The sequence below is a fragment of the Billgrantia gudaonensis genome (assembly GCF_900100195.1).
Taxonomy (GTDB): domain Bacteria; phylum Pseudomonadota; class Gammaproteobacteria; order Pseudomonadales; family Halomonadaceae; genus Halomonas; species Halomonas gudaonensis.
In genome coordinates this window covers 1-12,461 of the sequence record NZ_FNES01000012.1, presented here as the reverse complement: position 1 = coordinate 12,461, position 12,461 = coordinate 1, and the positions used below count along the sequence as shown (strand labels likewise).

The window sequence follows — 12,461 nt, the reverse complement described above, 5'->3', positions numbered from 1 at the left end:
TCCCGGTCGTGATAACACCTTGCCAAGTCGCGACAGGTCGGTGGCCTGTCGCGTGGCGAGTATAGCGCCTGCCGGGGGCGATCAGGAAATGGCTTCTGACGTCCTGTGGGTTGCGGCGTCGCGGTTCTCGGGGAAGCGGTGCCAGCGGCGCGGCACGGCGAACAGACGCTGGCCGCGCGCCAACTCGAGACGCTCGAAGTCGGCGTGGCGTACCGTGGCCAGCCACGGCTTGGCGAGCCAATCCGCTTCGAGTTCGACGCGTACCTCGGCGCCGACCGGCGAAATCGCAGTCACCGTGACGGGGAGGTGGGCCTCGGCGTTGGGCGCCTCGGTCAATCGCACCTCGTGGGGGCGCAGCAGCAGTTCCTCCGGGCCGTCTGGCAGCTCCACCGCCAGTCGCGCATCGCCGCAGGTCAGCACGCCGTTGCGCACTTCGCCCTCCAGGTGATTGACGTCGCCCAGGAACTCGAACACGAAGCGATTGGCGGGCGCGCGGTAGAGCGTATCCGGGGCATCGATCTGCTCGATGCGGCCGTTGCTCATCACCACCACCCGGTCGGAGAGCTCCAGCGCCTCCTCCTGGTCGTGGGTGACGAAGACGCTGGTGAAGTTCAGTTCGTCGTGCAGGTGGCGAAGCCAGCGGCGCAGTTCCTGGCGCACCTTGGCGTCGAGGGCGCCGAAGGGCTCGTCGAGCAGCAGCACGTCGGGGCGCAGCGCCAGAGCGCGGGCCAGCGACACGCGCTGCTGCTGACCGCCGGAGAGCTGCGCCGGATAGCGGCTGGCGAAGGCTTCGAGCTGCACCATTTCCAGCAGGCGAAGCACCCGGGCGCGGATCTCGCCGCTGCTCGGGCGGCTCTTGCGCGGCAGCACGGTGAGACCGAAGGCCACGTTGTCGAACACCGTCATGTGGCGGAACAGTGCGTAGTGCTGGAAGACGAAGCCGATGCGACGGTCGCGCACGTGGACCTGGGTGACGTCGCGGTCGCCGAACAGGATGCGTCCGGCGGGTTCGCGGTCGGCGCTCTCCAGTCCGGCGATGATGCGCAACAGAGTGGTCTTGCCCGATCCCGAGGGGCCGAGCAGCCCGACCAGCTCGCCGTCGTGGATGTCGAGGTTCACCGGCTCCAGCGCGCGGGTCTGGCGTCCCGGCTTCCCGAAGGTCTTGGCGACGTTGTGAAGACGGATGCTCATGCAATAGCCTCCCGGCGCGCGGCGCGCCATTCCAGGCCGGCCTTGGCGGCCAGGGTGAACAGGGCGATCAGCGCCAGCAGGGCGGCGCTGGCGAAGGCGCCCACGGTGTTGTAGTCCTGGTAGAGCAGCTCGACGTGCAGCGGCAGGGTGTTGGTCTCGCCGCGGATGGCTCCGGAAACCACCGAGACGGCGCCGAATTCGCCCACCGCCCGGGCGTTGGTGAGAATCACCCCGTACAGTAGCGCCCAGCGGATGTTGGGCAGCGTCACCCGGCGAAACAGCGTCCAGCCCCGGGCGCCGAGCGTCACCGCGGCTTCTTCCTCGCGGGAGCCCTGGGCCTGCATCAGCGGGATCAGCTCGCGGGCCACGAAGGGGCAGGTGACGAAGATGGTCACCATCAGAATGCCCGGCCAGGCGAACATCAGCTGGATGTCGTGGGCGTCGAGCCAGCCACCGATCCAGCCGTTGCGCCCGTAGAGCAGCAGGTAGACCAGACCCGCCACCACCGGCGACACCGCGAAGGGGATGTCGATCAGGGTCTGCAGCAGGCGCCGCCCCGGGAAGGTGAACCGGGTCACCAGCCACGCCAGGGCCACGCCGAACACCAGGTTGACCGGGATGGTCATCAGCGTCACGAACAGCGTGAGGGCGATGGCCGCGACGGTGTACTCGTCGCTGACGTTGCTCCAGAAAGCGCCCACTCCTTCGGCGAAGGCCTGGGCGAAGATCGCCACCAGCGGCAGCAGCAGGAAGAGTCCGGCCAGCGCCACGGCAGCGAGGATCAGGCCGCGACGCACCGCCGGGGCATCACCGATACGTTGCATCAGCCGTTTCCTCCGTGCAGGCGTCTGACGAAGCGGCCCTGCCAGACGTTGATGGCCAGCAACAGCAGCAAGGAGACGGCGAGCACCACCGAGGCGATGGCCGAGGCGCCGGCGTAGTCGTACTCCTGCAGCCGGACGAAGATCATCAGCGCAGTGATCTCGGTCTCGTAGGGGGTGTTGCCGGCGATGAAGATGATCGCCCCGAACTCGCCCAGCGAGCGAACGAAGGCGAGCCCCGTGCCGGTGACCAGTGCCGGCCACAGATGGGGCAGGATCACTCGCCGGAAGGCGACTCCATCGCGGGCACCCAGCGTCATGGCGGCCTCGTCCACTTCGTGGGGCATGTCCTCGAGCACCGGCTGCACCGTGCGCACCACGAAGGGAATGCTGGTGAAGGCCATGGCCAGCGCGATGCCCACCCAGGTGTAGGCGACCTCGAGCCCCAGTGGGGCTAGCAGTCCGCCCATCCAGCCGTTGCTCGAGTAGAGCGTGGCCAGCGTGATGCCGGCCACGGCCGTGGGCAGGGCGAAGGGCAGGTCCATCAGCGCATCCAGCAGGCGCTTGCCGGGAAAGTCGTAGCGCACCAGAACCCAGGCCAGCAGCAAGCCGAAGACGGCGTTGGCCAGCGCCGCCACGGCGGCGGCGCCGATGGTCACCAGGTAGCTGGCGACCACCCGCCCATCGGTGACGATGGCCCAATACTCGGCGAGGCTGACCCCGGCCAGCTGACCGAAGAGTCCGGTCAGCGGCAGCAGCAGCACCAGCGAGACGAAGGTCAGGCTGATGCCCAGCGAAAGGCCGAAGCCGGGCAGCACCCGTTTCGGGGCGCTGCCGGCCAGTGATGCCAGCGTGCTCATCGGCGTTGCAGCTGATCCAGCAGGGCGCCACTTTCGAAGTGGGTCGCCATGGCCTCATCCCAGCCGCCGACGATCTCTTCCACCGTCAGCAGTTCGGTCTCGGGAAACTGGTCGGCGAACTCGTCCACCACCGCCTCGTGGTGCACCCGATAGTTGAAGCCCGCAAGCAGGCGCTGCATCTCCTCGGTATAGAGGTATTCCAGGTAGCCCCGGGCCAGCTCCTCGGTACCGTTGCGTTCGGCGTTCTCCTCGACCACGGCCACCGGAAACTCGGCGAGGATGCTCACCGGCGGCACGACCACGTCGTAGTCGTCGCTGCCGTACTCGCCGCGGATGTTGTTGACCTCGGATTCGAAGCTGATCAGCACGTCGCCGATGCCGCGCTCGATGAAGCTGGTGGTGGCGCCGCGACCGCCGGTGTCGAACACTTCCACGTTGCCGAGGAAGGTGCGCATGAAGTCGTGGATCCGTTCCTCGTCGCCGTCGAAGGCCTGATCGGCGAAGCCCCAGGCGGCCAGGTAGGTGTAGCGGCCGTTGCCCGACGTCTTGGGGTTCGGGAAGACGATCTCCACGTCCTCGCGTGCCAGGTCGTCCCAGTTCTCGATGCCCTTGGGATTGTCCTTGCGCACCAGGAAAGCGGTGGTGGAATAATAGGGCGAGGCGTTGTTGGGCAACTGCTGCTGCCAGTCCTCGGCCACCAGGCCGGCGTCGGCCAGCACCTGAACGTCGGTGACCTGATTGTAGGTGACCACGTCGGCGCGCAGCCCCTGGAGGATGGCCCGGGCCTGGGCCGAGGAGCCGCCGTGGGATTGCTTGATGGTCACTTCCTCGCCGTGCTCGGCTTGCCACCAGGCCTGAAACTCGGGATTCACGGCGGCGAAGAGTTCGCGGGCGATGTCGTAGGAAGAGTTGAGCAGCTCGCGTTCCGCGGCCAGCGCCGGGGTGGCCAGGCTGGCCCCCAGTGCCGCGATCAGCGCAGAGCGGCGCAGTGTCGATAGCAATGCCATGCCAGAGACTCCTTGAATTCTTGAACCTTGGTCGGCAAGGCTAATTCTAGCTTGTTGGAATTACAATGGGATCTTTTATTCTATTTGATAATATATGTGTGGCTCTCTCTGCCCCCTGATAAACTGTGCGTCTCCTCGACTGAGCCAACCTGCTTGATGGACTCGCCATGACCGATGCTTCCCGCGACTTTCTCATCGCCCCCTCGATTCTCTCCGCCGACTTCGCTCGCCTCGGCGAGGAAGTGGACAATGTGCTGGCCGCCGGTGCCGACATCGTCCATTTCGACGTCATGGACAACCACTACGTGCCCAACCTGACCATCGGGCCCATGGTGTGCGAGGCGCTGCGCAAGCACGGTGTCACCGCGCCCATCGACGCCCACTTGATGGTCAAGCCGGTGGACCGGCTGATCGGCGATTTCATCGACGCCGGGGCGAGCTACATCACCTTTCATCCCGAGGCCTCGGACCACATCGATCGTTCGCTCTCGCTGATCCGCGACGGTGGCTGCCAGTCGGGGCTGGTGTTCAATCCGGCCACGCCGCTCGCCTATCTCGACTACGTGATGGACAAGGTCGACATGATCCTGCTGATGAGCGTCAACCCCGGCTTCGGCGGACAGGCGTTCATTCCCGGTACGCTCGACAAGCTCCGCGAAGCGCGCCGCCGCATCGATGCCTCGGGACGCGACATTCGCCTGGAGATCGACGGTGGCGTCAAGGTCGACAACATCGCCGAGATCGCCCGCGCAGGGGCCGATACCTTCGTGGCCGGCTCGGCCATCTTCAAGGCCGCCGAGGCGAGCGATCCGCATCGCTACGACAGCGTGCTGCGGGCCATGCGCGAGCAGCTCGCCACGGCGCGATGAGTCAAGCCGCCGCCTGCTGGTACCTCTACGTGATCGAGACCGCCGGCGGGGCGCTCTACACCGGCGTTACCACCGACGTGGCACGGCGCCTGGTCGAACACGCCGAGGGGCGCGGCGCCAAGGCGCTGCGCGGCCGCGGCCCCTTGACGCTGCTCCACCAGGAAGCGGTGGGCGGCCGCGGCGAGGCACAGCGCCTCGAAGCCGCCGTGAAGCGGCTCTCGCCCGCCGCCAAGCGGGCCTGGCTGGCTCGGCGACGACTCAATGAAGCTTGAGACGCGGCCGAATGAACCGGTTCAGTCCATCCACGAGCACGATCACCGCCGTCTTCAGGTTGCCGTGAATGGCGCGCTGGTGCAGGCGATAGAGCGAGGCGTAGAAGAACTTGGCCAGATGCCCCTCGACGAACAGGCGGCGTGCCGAAGCGCCGCGCATCAAGGTGCCTATTGCATCGAAGTGGGCGAGTGAGATCAGCGAGCCGCGGTCGCGGTACACGAACGGCTTCAGCGGCCGGCCGTCGAGTTGCGCGAGCAGGTTACGGTAGAGCCGCTGCGCCTGCTGATGGGCGGCCTGGGCGCGAGGCGGCACCGTGCCGCCGTCGGCCTGCGGGCAGCTGGCGCAGTCGCCGAAGGCGAAGACGTTCGGGTCGTCGACGCTCTGCAGGGTCTCGTGCACGGCGATGCGCTGGCCCTTGGCCAGGGTCAGGTCGAGCTCGGCGAGGATGTCGGGCGCCTTGATGCCTGCCGCCCAGACGTTGAGATCGGTGGCGATGTGCCGGCCGTCGGCGGTGTGAATGGCATCGGCGTCGATCTCGGTCACCTTCGTGGCGGTGTGCACCTGGACGCCGAGGCCCTCGAGTTCCTCGCGAACGGCCTGGCGGACTCGTTCGGGCAAGGCCGGCAGCACGTCCTCGGCGGCCTCGATGAGGTGTACGTCGAGCTGGTGGCGGTCCAGTTCGGTGACCCCGTAGCTGTGCAGCATCAGCAGGGCGTCGTAGAGCTGGGCGGCGAGCTCCACTCCCGTGGCGCCGCCGCCCACGATGCCCACCCTCAGCTGCGGCGCCTGGTGCTGCACGGTGGCGCTGTAGCGCAGGAAGGTGGCGAGCATGTCGCGGCGGAAGGCTTCGGCCTGCTCGGGGCTGTCGATGAAGTGGCAGTATTCGGCCACCCCCGGGGTGCCGAAGTCGTTGCTGACGCTGCCCAACGACAGCACCAGCCGGTCGTAGGCCAGCTCGCGGGGCGGCAGGATCTCCTGGCCGTCGTCGTCGAGCACTGCGGCGAGCTGCAGCCGGCGCTGCTGTCGATCGAGCCCGCACAGGGTGCCACGCTGAAAGCGGTAGCCATTGCCGCGGGCATGACTGGCATAGGCGATCTCGTCGAGGCCGGAGTCCAGCGCACCGGTGGCGACCTCATGCAGCAGTGGCTTCCAGATGTGGGTCGGACTGCGGTCGACCAGCACGATCTCGGCCCGGCCGCGTCGTCCCAGGCGCCGGCCCAGGCGGGTCACCAGTTCCAGGCCGCCGGCGCCGCCGCCGACCACCACGATTCTCGGTTTGCTCATGAGGGCACTCCTTGGCACGTGAAAACAACAGCATAGGCCTGCTGGCATTCCCTGCCCATGGCCCGTGCGGCACAATACGACTTTTTCAATCCTGGAGTCAGCGCATGCATCCCATCCTGGCCGGCATTCGCCTGGTGACCTTCGATCTGGACGGGACCCTGGTGGATTCCGTGCCCGACCTGGCCGTGGCGGTGGACGCCGCCCTCGGCGATCTCGGTCTGCCCGCGGCGGGCGAGACCAAGGTGCGCGACTGGGTGGGCAACGGCTCGCGGGTGCTGATGGAGCGGGCGCTGAAGCACGTGGCCCGTAGCGGTAACGGCGAGGCCGATTCGGCGACCGATCTCCGAGGGGGCGCTGTGAACCCCTCCCTGGGCGCTACCGATGCCATCCCTGGCATAGGACCCCCTCTGCGATCGGTCCCCGTCGCCTCGCCTGGTGCCACCGGCAGTGATCGGCTGTCGGTCGACCATGCCCTGCTGGAGCGCGCCCATGCCGCCTTCCTCGAGCACTACGCCCGCGACCCGAGTTCGCGCACGCGGCTCTACCTCGGCGTGCGCGAGGCGCTGGACGGCCTGCGTGGGGCAGGCTTTACGCTGGCGCTGGTGACCAACAAGCCCGAGGCCTTCATCGCACCGATTCTCGCCGGCTTCGGCCTGGAGGGGCACTTCGCGCTGTGCCTGGGCGGCGACTCGCTGCCCCGGAAGAAGCCCGACCCCGCGCCGCTGCTCCACGTGGCCGCGCACTTCGGCGTGCCGCCGGCGGCCTGTCTGATGGTGGGCGATTCGCGTCACGACATCGCCGCCGGGCGGGCGGCCGGTTTTCGCACCCTGGCCGTGCCCTACGGCTACAATCACGGCGAGCCGGTGCGCGACAGTGGCCCCGACGGTCTGGTTGAATCGCTGGCCCAACTCGTTTAACGTGATTTCGGCCAAGGTGAAGGGTAGAGCCTTTTCAACCCGTTATTGCGACAAGCAGCGGACGCCATCCGATGACCACCCGCACTCAGCCGGACACCACGCTTCACGACGACGCACCGCGCGTCGCTCGTTCCCCTGCCCAACCGCCCGTTCGGGGCGGCTGGCGATGGTGACGCTCACCCCGCTTCGCTGAGCCGTGGCGCCCGTGCGCCCTCATCGCCAATCCGCTACATCGAGGATTTCGGGCATGATGACCCCCGAACGTTTCCGTGAGCTGGCCGACGCCGGCTACAACCGCATTCCGGTCACCCGCGAGGTGCTGGCCGATCTCGACACGCCGCTCTCCACCTACCTCAAGCTCGCCGACTCTCCCTGGACCTTTCTGCTGGAGTCCGTGCAGGGCGGCGAGAAATGGGGCCGCTACTCGATCATCGGCCTGCCCAGCCCCGAGCGGGTCGAGGTGCGCGGCTTTCGCGTGCGTCACCTGATCGACGAGCGCGTGGTGGAGGCGGAAGAAGTCGACGACCCGCTGGCCTGGATCGAACGCTTCCAGGCACGCTTCAAGGTGCCGCGCCTCGACGACCAGCCGCGTTTCGACGGCGGGCTGGTGGGCTACTTCGGCTACGACACCATCCGCTACATCGAGCCGCGCCTGCGGGGCCCACAGGTGGCCGCCAAGCCCGACCCGCTGGGCGTGCCCGACATCCTGCTGATGGTGTGCAACGAGCTGGTGGTCTTCGACAATCTCTCCGGTCGCCTGACCCTGTGGACCCACGCCGACCCGGCCGAAAAGGATGCCTACGCCAACGCCCGTGAGCGTCTCGAGCGCCTGGAGATCCGCTTGCGCAGCGCCACCCTCAACACCACCAGTCCCGGCAGCGGTGCGGCGGCGGTGGAAGAGGGGCATTTCACTTCCGGCTTCACCGAGGAAGGCTTCAAGGCGGCGGTGGAGCGCATCAAGGAGTACGTGCTGGCCGGCGACGTGATGCAGTGCGTGCCTTCGCAGCGCATGTCGATTCCCTACCGCGCTTCGCCGCTGGATCTCTACCGCGCGCTTCGCAGCCTCAACCCCTCGCCGTACATGTTCTTCTTCAACCTCGGCGACCACCACGTGGTGGGCTCCTCGCCGGAGATCCTCACCCGCCTGGAAGATGGCGAAGTGACGGTGCGGCCCATCGCCGGCACCCGGGTGCGCGGCAAGAGCGAGGCCGAGGACCGGGCGCTGGAGGCCGAGCTGCTCGCCGACCCCAAGGAACGCGCCGAGCACCTGATGCTGATCGACCTGGGCCGCAACGACGTGGGGCGCATCAGCGAGACCGGCTCGGTGACGGTCACCGACAACATGGCGGTGGAGCGCTACTCCCACGTCATGCACATCGTCTCCAACGTCACCGGGCGACTGAAGCCGGGGCTTTCGGCCATGGACGTGCTGCGCGCCACCTTTCCGGCGGGCACGCTCTCCGGTGCCCCCAAGATCCGCGCCCTGGAGATCATCGACGAGCTGGAGCCGGTCAAGCGCGGCGTCTACTCCGGGGCGGTGGGCTATCTCTCCTGGCACGGCAACATGGACACCGCCATTGCCATCCGCACTGCGGTGATCAAGGACGGCGAGCTCCACGTCCAGGCCGGCGCCGGCGTGGTGGCCGACTCCGTGCCCGAGCTGGAGTGGCAGGAGACCCTCAACAAGGGCCGTGCCATCTTCCGCGCCGTGGCCATGGCCGAACGCGGCCTCGACAACCTCGAGTAGACGAGCCGCCACCCCCCGATTTCCCCGCGTCCGACCACGGTCGGGCGAGTGCCCCAGGGGCCTGAGAGAGAACGAGTCATGAAAGTCTGCATGATCGACAACTACGACAGCTTCACCTTCAACGTGGTGCAGTACCTCGGCGAGTTGGGCGCCGAGGTGGTGACCTACCGCAACGACGCCATCACGCTGGACGAGATCGAGGCCATGGCGCCCAGCCACCTGGTGATCTCGCCGGGCCCCTGCACGCCCAACGAGGCGGGCATCTCCATGGCGGCCGTCGAGCGCTTCGCCGGGCGCCTTCCCATTCTCGGCGTGTGCCTGGGCCACCAGGCGATCGGCCAGGTCTACGGCGGCGAGGTGGTGCGCGCCCCACAGGTGATGCACGGCAAGACCTCGCGCATCCGCCATCGCGGCCAGGGCGTTTTCGCCGGCCTGGAAGACCCGCTGGAAGTGACGCGCTATCATTCCCTGGTGGTGGCCGCCGAAAGCCTGCCGGCCTGCCTCGAGGTGACTGCCTGGACCGACGACGATGACGTGACCCCGGGGCTGATCATGGGGCTGCGTCACCGCGAACTGGACATCGAGGGGGTGCAGTTTCACCCTGAGTCGATCCTGACCCGCCAGGGGCACGAGCTGCTGGCCAATTTTCTCGAGCGTCAATGAATCGCGCCCGCCGAACCGCGCCTGATCATTAGGAGAACTGCCCATGCAGATGCGAGACGCCATCGCCGCGGTGATGCGCCGCGAGAACCTGAGCTTCGAGGCCACTCACTCGGTGATGCGCCAGATCATGACCGGCGAGGCCACCGACGCCCAGATCGGCGGCTTGCTGATCGGCCTGGCCATGAAGGGCGAGACCGCCGAGGAGATCAGCGCCGCCGCCCAGGTGATGCGCGAGCTGATGAAGCCGGTTCGGGTGCATGCCGACAACGTGGTCGACATCGTCGGCACCGGCGGCGACGGCGCCAACCTCTTCAACGTCTCCACGGCGGCGAGCTTCGTGGCCGCGGCCGCTGGAGCCCACGTGGCCAAGCACGGCAATCGCAGCGTCTCTTCGTCCTCGGGCAGCGCCGACCTGTTCGACGTCGCCGGCATTCATCTCGATCTCTCGCCGGAACAGGTGGGGCGCTGCATCGAGCAGGTGGGCGTGGGCTTCATGTTCGCCCCCAACCACCATCCGGCCATGCGTCATGCCATCGGGGCGCGCCGCGAGATGGGCGTGCGCACCCTGTTCAACATCCTCGGCCCGCTCACCAATCCGGCCGGTGCGCCCAACCAGCTTCTCGGCGTATACGCCCCCGAGTTGGTGCCGCTGATGGCCGAAGTGTTGCAGACCCTGGGCAGCCGCCACGTGATGGTGGTGCACGCCGAGGACGGCCTCGACGAGATCTCGCTGGCCGCACCCACCCGCGTGGCCGAACTCAAGGACGGTACGATTCGCGAATACACCATCGCCCCCGAGGATGTCGGCATCGAGCGCCAGGAGCTCGCCCCGCTCAAGGTGGTCAGCGCCGAGGACAGCCTGCGCCTGGTGCGCGAGGCGCTGGTCGGCGAGGGGGCGGCCGCCGACATCGTCGCCCTCAATGCCGGCGCGGCGCTCTACTGCTCGGGCATCGCCGACAGCTTCAAGGAAGGCGTGCTCATGGCCCAGGATGCCCAGGCCTCCAAGCTGCCGCAGGAAAAGATGAAGGAACTCGCCGACTTCACCCGGGTGCTGACGCCCTGAAGCCCCCATCGAGGAGCGTGACACCATGAGCCACTCCCCGGACGCCACTCCGACCGTTCTCACCCGCATCCTTGCCCGCAAGGACGAAGAGGTCGCCGAGCGCCAGCGCGCCATTTCCGAAGCCGAGCTGCTGACCCTGGCCCGGCAGCAGAGCGCCCCGCGGGGCTTCGTCGCCGCGCTGAACCGCCATCTCGGCGACGGCGACCCGGCGGTGATCGCCGAGATCAAGAAGGCCTCGCCCTCCAAGGGCGTGATTCGCGAGGACTTCCAGCCCGGCGAGATCGCCGCCAGCTACGCCGCCGGCGGTGCCGCCTGCCTTTCGGTGCTCACCGATGCCGACTTCTTCCAGGGCCACGAGGATTTTCTGATCGAAGCGCGCGAAGCCTGCGAGTTACCGGTGATCCGCAAGGACTTCATCGTGCACGGTTACCAGGTCAGCGAGGCGCGCGCCATCGGCGCCGACTGCATTTTGCTGATCGTCGCCGCGCTCGACGATGCCCGCATGGCCGACCTGCACCAGCAGGCCGTGGCGTTGGGCATGGACGTGCTGGTGGAGGTGCACGATGCCCAGGAACTCGAGCGCGCGCTGGCCCTGGGCATCGACCTGGTGGGCATCAACAACCGCAACCTGCACACCTTCGACACGCGCCTGGAAACCACCCTGGAACTGCTGCCGCGCATCCCCGTGGACGTCACGGTGATCACCGAATCCGGCATCCACACCCGCGACGACGTGCTGCGCATGCGCGAGCACGACGTGCACGGTTTCCTGGTCGGCGAGGCGTTCATGCGCGAGGCCGAGCCCGGCGAAGCGCTGCGGCGATTGTTCTTCTAGGCTTCCGCTTATTGCACCCATCGACCTTCAGCGGGCAGCCCCAGGGCTGCCCGTTGGCTTGTCAGGTCTCGCATCCATCCCGCTCATCGCTGCTACGCTACCCCCTGTTGATGGGGTCTCGGCACGTCTCGGAGCCTTGCCCCGGGAGGCCTTGCATGACGCTGAGCCTGCAGAGAGCGAGCCGATGATCCGCAAACGCCCCCTTCCGCTTTGCAGATCAACTTTCACTCACATAACTTGTTTTCTCTGAGGTGGCAGGGATGACCGCCAAGCAAGAAGGCACTACCGCATGGATGGCGGGTGCCATCGCAGCGTGCAGGGTAGGGGCGGTAGCGTGCCCGGAATGCTAGAGGCGACGCTAGGAGAATGGTTCAAGGTGCGGCGCCTCAACAACCAGAGGCGCCGCAAGTGCAGGAAACGATTACTTCAAATCGGAGATGCTCGCTCCAAAGTTGATGTGAAACGGAGCACCTTCCAATACAAGAGCCGGGACCGACTTGACCCCGGCCGCCTCGGCTTCGGCGATTCTCCCTTTGTCGTTGCCGAGATTGACCACTTCCACATCGTAGCGAGAGCGATCAATCGCCTTCGGAGTCTGTCAACATAGTTGGCATATGAAATAGTTCTGGCTCTTTAAAACCCTGCTGCCTGCGGCACTGGGTCCCGCTCGGGATTCAGGTGCACGATCTCAGGCAGGCTGAGCTTCCGGATGTCACCCGACCAGCGCTCCGGGTGACGCTGCTTCGCCGCCTCGAAGACCTCCCGGCGCTGGGCCAGGATGCCTTTGGCCTCGCCGTTATGACGCTGGCTCGGCGTGACGTAGCGAAGGGCGCTGTGCCGGTGCTCGTGGTTGTACCACTCGGTAAATTGCTGAACCCAGTCCTGAGCCTCGGCCAGGGTGGCGAAGCCGTCAGCGGGGAAGCCCGGCCGG

Annotated in this window: 13 protein-coding genes; 7 read left to right on the top strand and 6 right to left on the bottom strand. The window is 67.2% G+C overall.

What is annotated here, in order from left to right; genetic code table 11:
* Positions 1 to 81: 81 nt before the first annotated feature.
* From BLP96_RS13835 to cysP, 4 genes are read right to left on the bottom strand one after another with little or no spacing between them, the layout of a single operon-like run.
* Positions 82 to 1,191 carry a sulfate/molybdate ABC transporter ATP-binding protein gene (locus BLP96_RS13835; RefSeq protein ID WP_089687138.1) on the bottom strand — a complete coding sequence of 370 codons (1,110 nt, stop codon included), beginning with the start codon at positions 1,189 to 1,191 and terminating at the stop codon, positions 82 to 84.
* Positions 1,188 to 2,015, bottom strand: a complete 828-nt coding sequence (gene cysW, locus BLP96_RS13830) for a sulfate ABC transporter permease subunit CysW (protein WP_089687136.1) — start codon at positions 2,013 to 2,015, stop codon at positions 1,188 to 1,190. The genes BLP96_RS13835 and cysW overlap by 4 nt, the downstream gene beginning before the upstream one ends.
* Positions 2,015 to 2,872 (bottom strand): sulfate ABC transporter permease subunit CysT, encoded by an 858-nt coding sequence (gene cysT / locus BLP96_RS13825; protein WP_089687134.1) that lies wholly within the window; start codon positions 2,870 to 2,872, stop codon positions 2,015 to 2,017. The genes cysW and cysT overlap by 1 nt, the downstream gene beginning before the upstream one ends.
* A complete protein-coding gene (gene cysP / locus BLP96_RS13820) occupies positions 2,869 to 3,879 on the bottom strand; it encodes a thiosulfate ABC transporter substrate-binding protein CysP (RefSeq protein WP_089687132.1) in 1,011 nt (336 codons plus the stop codon). Before cysP ends, cysT begins: the two co-directional genes overlap by 4 nt.
* A 167-nt stretch (positions 3,880 to 4,046) precedes the next feature.
* On the opposite strand from cysP, the gene rpe reads away from it, so the two are divergent.
* Together rpe and BLP96_RS13810 are read left to right on the top strand one after the other, a co-directional pair.
* The gene (rpe, locus tag BLP96_RS13815; protein WP_089687130.1) at positions 4,047 to 4,748 is read left to right on the top strand and encodes a ribulose-phosphate 3-epimerase; all 702 of its coding nucleotides are present in this window, start codon (positions 4,047 to 4,049) and stop codon (positions 4,746 to 4,748) included.
* Positions 4,745 to 5,020 carry a GIY-YIG nuclease family protein gene (locus tag BLP96_RS13810; protein ID WP_089687128.1) on the top strand — a complete coding sequence of 92 codons (276 nt, stop codon included), beginning with the start codon at positions 4,745 to 4,747 and terminating at the stop codon, positions 5,018 to 5,020. Before rpe ends, BLP96_RS13810 begins: the two co-directional genes overlap by 4 nt.
* On the opposite strand, the gene BLP96_RS13805 is transcribed toward BLP96_RS13810, so the two are convergent.
* The gene (locus BLP96_RS13805) at positions 5,007 to 6,305 is read right to left on the bottom strand and encodes an NAD(P)/FAD-dependent oxidoreductase (RefSeq protein WP_089687126.1); all 1,299 of its coding nucleotides are present in this window, start codon (positions 6,303 to 6,305) and stop codon (positions 5,007 to 5,009) included. The genes BLP96_RS13810 and BLP96_RS13805 overlap by 14 nt on opposite strands.
* A 104-nt stretch (positions 6,306 to 6,409) precedes the next feature.
* Here BLP96_RS13805 and gph point away from each other — a divergent pair, with 104 nt between their 5' ends.
* The 5 genes from gph (at position 6,410) to trpC (ending at position 11,530) form a co-directional block, all read left to right on the top strand.
* Positions 6,410 to 7,222 carry a phosphoglycolate phosphatase gene (gph, locus tag BLP96_RS13800; RefSeq protein ID WP_089687125.1) on the top strand — a complete coding sequence of 271 codons (813 nt, stop codon included), beginning with the start codon at positions 6,410 to 6,412 and terminating at the stop codon, positions 7,220 to 7,222.
* A 250-nt stretch (positions 7,223 to 7,472) separates the two neighbouring features.
* The gene (gene trpE / locus BLP96_RS13795; RefSeq protein ID WP_089687317.1) at positions 7,473 to 8,969 is read left to right on the top strand and encodes an anthranilate synthase component I; all 1,497 of its coding nucleotides are present in this window, start codon (positions 7,473 to 7,475) and stop codon (positions 8,967 to 8,969) included.
* A gap of 78 nt (positions 8,970 to 9,047) precedes the next feature.
* Positions 9,048 to 9,632, top strand: a complete 585-nt coding sequence (locus BLP96_RS13790) for an anthranilate synthase component II (protein ID WP_089687123.1) — start codon at positions 9,048 to 9,050, stop codon at positions 9,630 to 9,632.
* Positions 9,633 to 9,675: 43 nt separating this feature from the next.
* Positions 9,676 to 10,695: an anthranilate phosphoribosyltransferase gene (gene trpD, locus BLP96_RS13785; protein WP_089687122.1), complete on the top strand. Its 1,020-nt coding sequence runs from the start codon at positions 9,676 to 9,678 to the stop codon at positions 10,693 to 10,695.
* A 25-nt stretch (positions 10,696 to 10,720) separates the two neighbouring features.
* Positions 10,721 to 11,530 carry an indole-3-glycerol phosphate synthase TrpC gene (trpC, locus tag BLP96_RS13780; protein WP_089687120.1) on the top strand — a complete coding sequence of 270 codons (810 nt, stop codon included), beginning with the start codon at positions 10,721 to 10,723 and terminating at the stop codon, positions 11,528 to 11,530.
* A 633-nt stretch (positions 11,531 to 12,163) separates the two neighbouring features.
* Here trpC and BLP96_RS13770 read toward each other — a convergent pair.
* Positions 12,164 to 12,461: integrase core domain-containing protein (locus tag BLP96_RS13770; RefSeq protein WP_143005115.1), on the bottom strand; the 298-nt coding region annotated here is incomplete at its 5' end.

What these genes read in the sequence shown, in the direction of transcription:
- BLP96_RS13835 (WP_089687138.1), bottom strand. Translation starts at nt 1,191, where the DNA reads ATGAGCATCCGTCTTCACAACGTCGCCAAGACCTTCGGGAAGCCGGGA.
- cysW (WP_089687136.1), bottom strand. Translation starts at nt 2,015, where the DNA reads ATGCAACGTATCGGTGATGCCCCGGCGGTGCGTCGCGGCCTGATCCTC.
- cysT (WP_089687134.1), bottom strand. Translation starts at nt 2,872, where the DNA reads ATGAGCACGCTGGCATCACTGGCCGGCAGCGCCCCGAAACGGGTGCTG.
- cysP (WP_089687132.1), bottom strand. Translation starts at nt 3,879, where the DNA reads ATGGCATTGCTATCGACACTGCGCCGCTCTGCGCTGATCGCGGCACTG.
- rpe (WP_089687130.1), top strand. Translation starts at nt 4,047, where the DNA reads ATGACCGATGCTTCCCGCGACTTTCTCATCGCCCCCTCGATTCTCTCC.
- BLP96_RS13810 (WP_089687128.1), top strand. Translation starts at nt 4,745, where the DNA reads ATGAGTCAAGCCGCCGCCTGCTGGTACCTCTACGTGATCGAGACCGCC.
- BLP96_RS13805 (WP_089687126.1), bottom strand. Translation starts at nt 6,305, where the DNA reads ATGAGCAAACCGAGAATCGTGGTGGTCGGCGGCGGCGCCGGCGGCCTG.
- gph (WP_089687125.1), top strand. Translation starts at nt 6,410, where the DNA reads ATGCATCCCATCCTGGCCGGCATTCGCCTGGTGACCTTCGATCTGGAC.
- trpE (WP_089687317.1), top strand. Translation starts at nt 7,473, where the DNA reads ATGACCCCCGAACGTTTCCGTGAGCTGGCCGACGCCGGCTACAACCGC.
- BLP96_RS13790 (WP_089687123.1), top strand. Translation starts at nt 9,048, where the DNA reads ATGAAAGTCTGCATGATCGACAACTACGACAGCTTCACCTTCAACGTG.
- trpD (WP_089687122.1), top strand. Translation starts at nt 9,676, where the DNA reads ATGCAGATGCGAGACGCCATCGCCGCGGTGATGCGCCGCGAGAACCTG.
- trpC (WP_089687120.1), top strand. Translation starts at nt 10,721, where the DNA reads ATGAGCCACTCCCCGGACGCCACTCCGACCGTTCTCACCCGCATCCTT.